The organism is Pseudorhodobacter sp. (assembly GCF_030452865.1).
Lineage (GTDB): Bacteria > Pseudomonadota > Alphaproteobacteria > Rhodobacterales > Rhodobacteraceae > Pseudorhodobacter.
In genome coordinates this window covers 1-8,421 of sequence record NZ_JAKDLJ010000131.1, presented here as the reverse complement: position 1 = coordinate 8,421, position 8,421 = coordinate 1, and the positions used below count along the sequence as shown (strand labels likewise).

11 protein-coding genes are annotated in these 8,421 nt (G+C 56.8%); 6 read left to right on the top strand and 5 right to left on the bottom strand.

Annotated elements, in window-relative coordinates; all coding sequences use genetic code 11:
• On the top strand, window positions 1-721 hold a 721-nt coding region (locus L0H65_RS09515; protein WP_301458636.1), incomplete at its 5' end, for a dihydrodipicolinate synthase family protein.
• 129 nt (window positions 722-850) lie between these two features.
• Window positions 851-1,783: a LysR family transcriptional regulator gene (locus tag L0H65_RS09510; RefSeq protein WP_301458635.1), complete on the top strand. Its 933-nt coding sequence runs from the start codon at window positions 851-853 to the stop codon at window positions 1,781-1,783.
• Window positions 1,784-2,116: 333 nt separating this feature from the next.
• Here the strand turns inward: L0H65_RS09510 and L0H65_RS09505 are convergent, their stop codons facing one another.
• Window positions 2,117-2,743 carry a histidine phosphatase family protein gene (locus L0H65_RS09505; RefSeq protein ID WP_301458634.1) on the bottom strand — a complete coding sequence of 209 codons (627 nt, stop codon included), beginning with the start codon at window positions 2,741-2,743 and terminating at the stop codon, window positions 2,117-2,119.
• Between the two features lie 239 nt (window positions 2,744-2,982).
• Here L0H65_RS09505 and L0H65_RS09500 point away from each other — a divergent pair, with 239 nt between their 5' ends.
• The 4 genes from L0H65_RS09500 to L0H65_RS09485 are packed head-to-tail and all read left to right on the top strand — an operon-like array spanning window position 2,983 to window position 5,633.
• On the top strand, window positions 2,983-3,480 hold the full coding sequence (locus tag L0H65_RS09500; RefSeq protein WP_367651983.1) for a DoxX family membrane protein: 498 nt from the start codon (window positions 2,983-2,985) through the stop codon (window positions 3,478-3,480).
• Between the two features lie 2 nt (window positions 3,481-3,482).
• Window positions 3,483-3,926 carry a cupin domain-containing protein gene (locus L0H65_RS09495; protein ID WP_301458633.1) on the top strand — a complete coding sequence of 148 codons (444 nt, stop codon included), beginning with the start codon at window positions 3,483-3,485 and terminating at the stop codon, window positions 3,924-3,926.
• A 4-nt stretch (window positions 3,927-3,930) separates the two neighbouring features.
• On the top strand, window positions 3,931-4,848 hold the full coding sequence (locus L0H65_RS09490) for an SMP-30/gluconolactonase/LRE family protein (RefSeq protein WP_301458632.1): 918 nt from the start codon (window positions 3,931-3,933) through the stop codon (window positions 4,846-4,848).
• Window positions 4,845-5,633, top strand: coding sequence for a VOC family protein (locus L0H65_RS09485; RefSeq protein WP_301458631.1), 789 nt, complete (start codon window positions 4,845-4,847; stop codon window positions 5,631-5,633). Before L0H65_RS09490 ends, L0H65_RS09485 begins: the two co-directional genes overlap by 4 nt.
• 18 nt (window positions 5,634-5,651) lie before the next feature.
• On the opposite strand, the gene cyoD is transcribed toward L0H65_RS09485, so the two are convergent.
• The 4 genes from cyoD to L0H65_RS09465 form a co-directional block, all read right to left on the bottom strand.
• Complete coding sequence (gene cyoD, locus L0H65_RS09480; protein ID WP_301458630.1) at window positions 5,652-5,993, bottom strand: cytochrome o ubiquinol oxidase subunit IV; 342 nt, start codon at window positions 5,991-5,993, stop codon at window positions 5,652-5,654.
• Entirely contained in the window at window positions 5,990-6,295 is a 306-nt protein-coding gene (locus L0H65_RS09475) for a cytochrome c oxidase subunit 3 (protein ID WP_301458629.1), read from the bottom strand. The genes cyoD and L0H65_RS09475 overlap by 4 nt, the downstream gene beginning before the upstream one ends.
• Window positions 6,296-6,301: 6 nt before the next feature.
• Complete coding sequence (locus tag L0H65_RS09470) at window positions 6,302-6,613, bottom strand: hypothetical protein (protein ID WP_301458628.1); 312 nt, start codon at window positions 6,611-6,613, stop codon at window positions 6,302-6,304.
• Window positions 6,610-8,421 (bottom strand): cbb3-type cytochrome c oxidase subunit I (locus tag L0H65_RS09465; protein WP_301458627.1); only part of this gene is annotated, 1,812 nt, incomplete at its 5' end. The genes L0H65_RS09470 and L0H65_RS09465, both read right to left, overlap by 4 nt.

The window sequence follows — 8,421 nt, the reverse complement described above, 5'->3', positions numbered from 1 at the left end:
TATGGAACATGTCGCAGGACGCGTCCCGGTCATCGTTACGATAAGTCATTTTGCGACCCAAATCGCCGTGGAGCGCGCGCGGTTAGCGAAGGCTTTGGGCGCCGAATGCGTAATGATGATGGCCCCTTACCATGGAACAACGCTTAGAGGAAATCCGATCCAAACGTTTGAGCAGTTCCGCGCGGTTGGTGATGTGGGCATTCCAATCATGGCACAGGATGCTCCGATGTCCGGGGTGGATTTGCCGGTGCAGTTGCTGGTGAAGATGGCGCAAGAGATTGAAATGGTAAAACTGTTCAAGATCGAATGCCCATTCACCGCGAACAAATTGCGCTTGCTGATAGCGGAGGGTGGTGCGGCAATAGAGGGGCCGTTTGACGGAGAGGAGGGGATCACGCTACTGGCGGATCTGGACGCCGGTGCGCGCGGCTCAATGACTTCAGGCATGATTGTCGACCAAATCAAGCCTGTGATCACACATCACCTTGCCGGACGGATGGAGGAAGCTGTCGCTGCTTATGCACGTATCCTGCCGACGGTGAACCACGAGAACCGTCTGTGCAATTGGCGGGCAACCAAGGCCGCAATGGTTGAGGGGGGAGTGATCGGGTCAGAATACTGCCGCCATCCGATGGAACCGCTGCCCCCCAATGTCCGCGCGCGCCTTCTCGATCTCCTCCGCCGACTGGATCCGCTGGTCCTTAGATGGGGCAATTCGTGATCCTTTCGGTGCGGCCCGATTTGACCGTCCGAGATTAGACTCGATTGTAGACCTATGCGAATGCTAGACAGGCTATCGGATACGTTGGGGAACCCCAGCGCGGGATCCGCTTTGCAAAGGGCCCACTCTGTGAGCGATAGATTTGACATGTCAATCTTGTCGCGGCTGCGGCTCAAGCAGTTGGCTCTGGTGGCAAGTTTGTCAGAGACAAAGAACCTGCATGCGTCTGCCCGAAAACTTAATCTTTCGCAACCAGGGGCCACCAAGTTGCTGCAAGAAGTCGAGCGGACACTCGGCGTTGATTTGTTCATTCGCGGCTCCAAAGGCATGGAGCCATCCATCTTCGGTCTCGCCGTAGCCCGTCATGCCCGCACCATCCTGTCCGAAGTAGACCGCCTGAAAAAGCAGATCGGTGCGATGGCTAGATGTGAGATAGGCAGCGTGCGCATGGGCGCGATCATGGAAGCTGTGCCCGGTGTCATGACCGAAGTCGTGAACAGATTGATCCAGTCGGGGACGGGGCCGCTTATCAATTTGACGGTCTCGACATCAGATCATCTGGTCGCGGCGTTGAAGGAAGGAGAACTCGATCTCGCACTTGGGCGTCCAGTGGAGCATGTCGATATGGGGAACATCCGTTTTGAGCCATTGTGGGCTGAAGAGTTGTCGATTGTCGCGGCGTCCGGGCATCCGCTGATGGAAATTGAACGCCTTACGCTGGAGCAACTGCTTGATTATGAATGGATTTTGCAATCAAGCCCAAGTCCGATGCGAACGTCAATCGAATTGACGTTTGCGCGCGCGGGTCTCCCAGTCCCGAATAGTCGTCTCGAAACATCCTCGATGCTAATGACTGCAAACCTCGTCAGTCGCAGCAATCTCTTGGCCGTTTTGCCACGTTCCGTTGCGCGGTTCTATATGGATATGGGTTTGATATCCGAAGTTGGTGTTGATTTGGAAAAATTCTTCGGGCGCTATGGCCTTCTTGTCCCGAACCGAGATGAACCTGATCCCATTGTTGAGGCACTGGTGCGGCATATCCAATCTATTGCGAGTGCTTGATTCAAATCAGTTCTGTATAGCCAATGTCAGAGACTTCTCACGCGTATCATCAGAGTCGGTAGGCTGTATCTTAGCGTTTTCTTGGGCGATGATATACTTGACAAAGCAGCGGTCAGGCCGCTGATCGTCGCGATGCGAACCGCATCCCGCTTGAATCCGTCTCTGTCTTTCGCGGCCATATTCGGTCTTCTTGATGCCGGGTATGGCTGTCGAAAGACCGGAACAAAACCGGGACAGGTCCAAGCAACCAAATGCCCTTTACCGTGACAAAGCCGGTTCATCATCATCACTCAAAAAGGTGCCATATCAAACCAGGCAGTGGCCTCTGTTCACTCAGGCATCGGCACTTTTGGCCTGAAACAGCTTCGCTGTAGCATTCCAAAGTGAAATTACAGGAACATCGGGGTGGGCGGGGCTGTAGCTGAGGATATTGAGTGACGCAGTGTTCAACGGGAAATGCCGCCCGGCAACAATAGGCAATTCGACCCAGCGGGTAGCGAGTGCTGGACCGAAGTGACCGTGAGAGAACAGCGCCACATTCCCTTGAATCGTGCGCAGTCGCGCAATCAGCCGGTCGGCTCGGTCCGAAACCTGTTGCGGGGTTTCGCCGTTCGGGCAACCATCCCGGAACACGTTCCAACCGGGCCGCGTGCGGTGAATGTCGCAGGACCGTTCCCCTTCATAGTCGCCATAGTTCCATTCGGCCAGGTCGGGCTCATCTATAGCATCGCCGCCCAGCCCGCCCAGTTCACAGGTGCGTCGGGCGCGTTGCATCGGGCTGGTCAGCACATGGACGAATTGAATCTGGCCAAGCAGCGGCGCCAACGCCTCCGCCTCCGTCTCGCCATGAGCCGTCAGCGGTATATCGGTGCTGCCGGTGTGCTGTCCGGACAGGGACCACGCGGTTTCGCCATGCCGGATCAGGAACAGGCGCAACGGATTTTCTGGGGTTGCGGTCATGCTATCTCCCTCGCAGCGGCCTATCCGCATTTGGGTGCTGCAATGGTGCAGCAACTACGCACCCGCAGCAATCCCCACGCCGCCGTGACGTGATCACATCTGCCCTGCGCAGGTGTCAAAGCTGTTGTCGTCGGTCGCGGGCAGACCTGTAACAGGGACCGGTCCCTCGCGATGAGAAAAGAACGGAATTTGCCAGAAACCTTTTTGTCCGTCGTGCGTTATCCTGACAGACAAGGGAAATGGCGCTTGGTATGGTGGTTGCTTTTTCAATCCTGGTTGCGTTTCTGACCCGCGCGGCGCTGATCGCGTTGTTCTTGCCGTTCAGCGCTGTTGACAAACTGATCAACCACAGGGAGGCAGTGCGGCAAGCGCAGGGGGCAGGCGTTGGGCCGATATTGGCGACCATTCTCATCGCAACAGGGTTTACTATCGAAGTCATCGGCTCCCTGGGCATTCTCACTGGACTAGCAGACCGGTTTGCGGCGCTTACCTTAGCGGGCTATTGCGCGGCGGCGGCCCTTTTGTACAAAAGGTTTTGGGCGACAGATGATTTTGCGCTGCGCGGGCCAAGCAAGGGCCGCGAGGTGTTTTGGGATTTCATGAAAAATTTCGCGGTTGCTGGCGGCTTTCTGCTGATCACATTCGGAACCAGTGCGGCGACGGTCGGGTCTTTTTTCTCCGACCCGCTCGCTTCCAGCCATCCGTACAAAATCACCCTTCCGTTGAAAGGGGATTGACCATGGAACACCCTCCGAAAGTCGCCTATGGCCATCTCTATGTGGATGAAGATGGCATCAGTCATCAGCAGACCTGCCACCTGACCGAGTTTGAAATGGAAGCGATCCAGCCTGCCGCCGATCCGCAATGGCAGGGCCGCAAACACCACGACGGCGCGACCGTAATGGTCACTGTGTTGCCGGTTGGCTGGATTGGCGCATGGCATGAAAATCCGAAACCGCAATGGATCATAACGCTCAGCGGTGCATGGTTCGTGGAGTCGATGGATGGCGTGCGAAATGAATTTGGGCCAGGCGAGATTTCCTTCGGCGAGGACCAGGGCTGCGCGACGCGGGGTGGCAGGACGGGTCATCGCTCCGGCACGGTTGGCGACGTGGCAGCGGTGTTGATGCTGGTCCAGTTTGACCACAAGCGCGACAAGATCACCCCTTGTCGTTTCAGGTGACGCGATGGATATGCCACTTGCGCCTTTTGTTGATGTGATTGACACGCGCTTCGCCAAACTTTTGCTTGGCAATGCTGTTCTGGAAACGCTGGCAACCGGTTTTCGCTGGACCGAAGGGCCGGTCTGGATGGGCGATTGGAACTGCCTACTGTTCCAGGACCTTCCCAACGACCGCACGATGCGTTGGATTGACGGCGTTGGAACCTCGGTCTTCCGGCAACCGTCCGGTTACGCCAACGGACAGGCGCGGGATCCGGCCGGGCGATTGATCTGGTGTTCACATGGCGCGCGCGCGATACTGCGTATGGAACATGACGGCAGCGTTGTCAGTCTGGCACAGCGCCACGATGGCAAGGTGCTGAACGCTCCAAATGACATTGCGGTGAAATCGGATGGTACGATCTGGTTTTCCGACCCGCTATACGGCTTGCAGTCGGATTATGAAGGGGGGCGGCGGCATAGCGAGCAGGGGGTGGCACTTTACCGCTTGGACCCGGCGGACGATATGCTGCAAGTGATGTCCGATGATTTTGGCGGCCCCAACGGCTTGATGTTTTCACCCGATGAAAGGCGGCTCTACGTCGCAGAAACCGGCGATCAGACGAAACCGGAACCGGAGCAGAATATCCGGGTTTTCGATGTTTCGTCAGACGGAAGGCAGCTTTCCAACCGGTCAGTTTTTCACACGATCTCGCCGGGGTATTGTGACGGTATGACGGTCGATGAATATGGCAATCTTTGGTCGAGTGCCGCCGACGGTGTGCATTGCATTGCGCCCGATGGCGCGCTACTCGGCAAGGTTCTGGTGCCTGAACGGGTTTCCACCGTCACCTTCGGCGCGCAAAAGCTCAACCGGCTGTTCATCACTGCTTCCTCCTCGCTCTATGCGATTTACCTCAATTGCCGGGGCGTCAGCCGATGACCGAAGCGTTGCGCATCCGGTTGGTCGCCGCGCGGCCGGAAACCCTAGCGGAGTTTTACTGTACTGCTTTGGGGTTCTCTCGATCCGGTAACCTCGTGGCACATGATCCGTTCTGCGGCACGCCCGTATCCGGTTGCTGTTTGCGGCTGGGGGATCAGTTTGTCGAGATTGTCCGGTTTGAGCGAAGCACCCCTTCCTCCACGCAACTGATTGCGTCAAACGATCCGCATTTTCAGCACTTTGCGATCGCGGTGCCGGATATGCCCCGCGCCATGCAGCACTTATCGACGCGGACGGGATGGACGGCGATTTCAGCGGGTGGCGCACGGCAGTTGCCCAGATCCTCCGGCGGGGCTATTGCCTTCAAATTTCGTGACCCGGAAGGGCATCCTCTGGAACTCTTGCAATTTCCGAAGGGAAATATGTCAGAAGTCTGGTGCAACAAAATCCAGCTTTTCATGGGAATAGATCATACGGCAATTGTGGTCGGCAATCTGCAAGCCAGCATATCGTTTCTCGAAGAAGAAGGTTTTGAGAAAACCGCCGCATCGCTCAATAAGGGTGCGGAACAAGCCGCGCTCGATGGTGTGACAGCACCGGTTGTCGATGTTGTCGCCCTTTCCCGCGGTGTGCAACCGCCACATCTGGAACTGTTGCACTACCGTCAACCGGCGGCTGGGGTGGCGCCACGCCTTGCGGATGATTGCGTGCTGGCGACCCGGACCATTTTGCGCCGCGAAGGCGAAGGTGTTATCGGGCCGGATGGACATAGGTTCATCACCTGAAACAGCCTGCGCTTGCGCCTACGGCATGCCCATAGGTGCCATCCGCATCGCCAGATTCGCCATGATCCAAATTGTGCCACCCGCCATCAGGGCTAGTACGAGCGTCGTGAACAGGATCAGATGCAAATCCTCTCGCTTTTGTTTTGACAGATCAATGTGCAGAAATAGGCGGAAGTGCACGGCGATCTGGATGATGGCGAGAACGGCGATCGTCACCAGAACCGTGTCTTTGGAAACCACATGCCAGTTCACCAGGGCAAACGGGATCAGCGTCAGGGCAATCGCCAGGGAAATCCCCCAGACATAGCTACGAAATTCTTGGCTTTCCTGTGTGCTTCGGTGGTGCGTTTTGCGCATCATGCCAACCCCGCCAGATACACGACCGAAAATATCCCGATCCAGACAATATCGAGGAAATGCCAAAGCAAGCCAAGGCGCAGCAATCCGACCCTGACCTCCTGATCCACGCCGTAGACAGCAATCTGACCGACAATTGCAATGAGCCACAGGCTGGCCGCCGCAACGTGCAACCCGTGCAGTGGCACCAGCGCGAAGAAGGCAGAAAGAAACCCGCTGCGGCTGGGGGTGCCGCCCCTGTCGAACATGGTGAGCAGGTCACGCAGTTCAAATCCGAGGAACGCAATCCCAAGCAACAACGTCACGCCCAATCACAGTAAAAGACGGCTTGTTCCATGTTCATATTTCAGCGCAAGCGAGGCCATTCCGAAGGTGAAACTGCTGAACAGCAGAATCATGGTCTCAATGAAGGCGCTGCTGATGTCGAACAATTCCCGCTGCCCCGGCCCACCAGCAGTGGAATGGATCATCGTCGCATAAGTAGTAAACAGCAGACCGAACAGGATGGCATCGCTCATCATGAAAACCCAAAAACCGAACAGCGTTTCTGCGGCCGCTTCGTCACTTTGGGCTTGTTCAGGGCCAAGGTTCTGTCCGGGGTGTCCGAGGGGTTGCACGCTCATGTGGCACCTCGTTCGGTTTCAAGCACCGCAAGCCCGCAATTCGCGGAAGTGGATTCTTCTGCGCGCGAGATTGCCGGGGCGGCGGCCACGGCATGAAGCCAGCGATCATTTTCCAGACGCACCGTCTGCGCGGCAATGATGCGGGTGGTGTCACGCGCAAACCCCCGCAGGATCACGGTTGCCATCGCCGCCACGGATGCGACAATCACCAGCCACCAGATGTGCCAGACAAGGCCAAAGGCAAGCACGAATCCAACGGTGCCGATCACCGGCCCGATGGCGCTGTTTTTCGGCAATTCGATATCCTCAAAGCCATCAAGCGGCAGGTAGGCGCTGCCAGCCTCTTTCGACAGCGTGAAGTCGTCGCGGCCCTGAACCACCGGGATCATCGCGAAATTATACTCGGGTGGGGGCGCTGACACCGCCCATTCCAGACTGCGCCCATCCCATGGGTCGCCTGCAAATACGCGGTTCGCATTCCGCTGCTTGATTGATACCCACAGTTGCATCACCAGCGCCGTCAAGGCCGCAAGCAACAGCAATGCGCCCAGAAAAGCCACCCATTCGAGCGGCACATAGGCGGGCTGTGCATAGGCCACGGAACGGCGCGGTAGACCCATGATCCCGAGCGCATAAAGCGGGAAAAATGCCAGCATGAAGCCAAATATCCAGCACAGCGCCGAGATTACGCCCCATCTTTCATTCAAACGAAAGCCGAAGGCTTTGGGAAACCAGAAGTGATAGCCCGCGATCATGCCGAACAGCACGCCCGGCACCGCGACATTGTGGAAATGCGCGACCAGAAACACGGTGTTATGCACCTGATAATCAATCGTCGGGTTGGCCAGCAGGATTCCGGTCATACCACCAAGAACGAACAGCAGAATGAAGCCGATCAAATAGACCATCGGCGCGGTATACCGCACACGGCCGCGAAACATCGTCCACATCCAGTCATAAATCTTCACGCCGGTAGGAATGCCGATCAGCATGGAGGCGATGCCGAAAACGGCGTTGATATGCGCGCTTTGACCCATGGTGAAGAAGTGGTGCAGCCAGACCGTGAATGACAGGATCGAAATTGCCATTGTCGCCATCACCAGCGAGCGGTAGCCAAAGAGCACCTTGCCGGAGAAGGTTGAGACAACTTCAGAATAGACGCCAAAGGCGGGCAGGATCAGAATATAGACCTCGGGGTGGCCGAACAACCAGAACAGATTGGCGAAGTTCATCATGTTGCCGCCACGGTCATTGGTAAAAAAGTGGAAATCCAAGTAACGATCCAGCGCCAGTTGCGCAGTCGCCACGGTCAGGGGCGGCATGGCGAAAATCATGATGATGGCGGTGCAAAGTGCAGTCCATGTGAACAGCGGCATGCGCAGAAACGTCATTCCGGGGGCGCGTTTCTTGTAAATCGTCACTGCGAAATTAATGCCGCTCAGGGTGGACCCCAAGGAAGCGAGTGACAGTGCCCAGATCCAGTAATCCGGCCCTTCGCCGGGGCTGAATGTCGCCTCGGTAAACGGCGGATAGCCGAACCAGCCACCGGTGGAAAATTTGCCGATCACCAGCGAGATCATCACCAACGCAGCACCTGCCGCCGTCAACCCAAGACTGATCGAATTGAGCACCGGAAATGACACATCGCGCGCGCCGATTTGCAGCGGCATCACATAATTGATCAATCCGGTGAGGAAAGGCATTGCCATGAAAAAGATCATGATGGTGCCATGTGTGCTGAAGAGTTGTGCGAAATGATCCGGCGAGAGGAACCCCCCATCAAGACCGAACGCCTGCTGCGCCCGCAT

What these genes read in the sequence shown, in the direction of transcription:
- L0H65_RS09505 (WP_301458634.1), bottom strand. Translation starts at nt 2,743, where the DNA reads ATGACCGCAACCCCAGAAAATCCGTTGCGCCTGTTCCTGATCCGGCAT.
- L0H65_RS09500 (WP_367651983.1), top strand. Translation starts at nt 2,983, where the DNA reads ATGGCGCTTGGTATGGTGGTTGCTTTTTCAATCCTGGTTGCGTTTCTG.
- L0H65_RS09495 (WP_301458633.1), top strand. Translation starts at nt 3,483, where the DNA reads ATGGAACACCCTCCGAAAGTCGCCTATGGCCATCTCTATGTGGATGAA.
- L0H65_RS09490 (WP_301458632.1), top strand. Translation starts at nt 3,931, where the DNA reads ATGGATATGCCACTTGCGCCTTTTGTTGATGTGATTGACACGCGCTTC.
- L0H65_RS09485 (WP_301458631.1), top strand. Translation starts at nt 4,845, where the DNA reads ATGACCGAAGCGTTGCGCATCCGGTTGGTCGCCGCGCGGCCGGAAACC.
- cyoD (WP_301458630.1), bottom strand. Translation starts at nt 5,993, where the DNA reads ATGATGCGCAAAACGCACCACCGAAGCACACAGGAAAGCCAAGAATTT.
- L0H65_RS09470 (WP_301458628.1), bottom strand. Translation starts at nt 6,613, where the DNA reads ATGAGCGTGCAACCCCTCGGACACCCCGGACAGAACCTTGGCCCTGAA.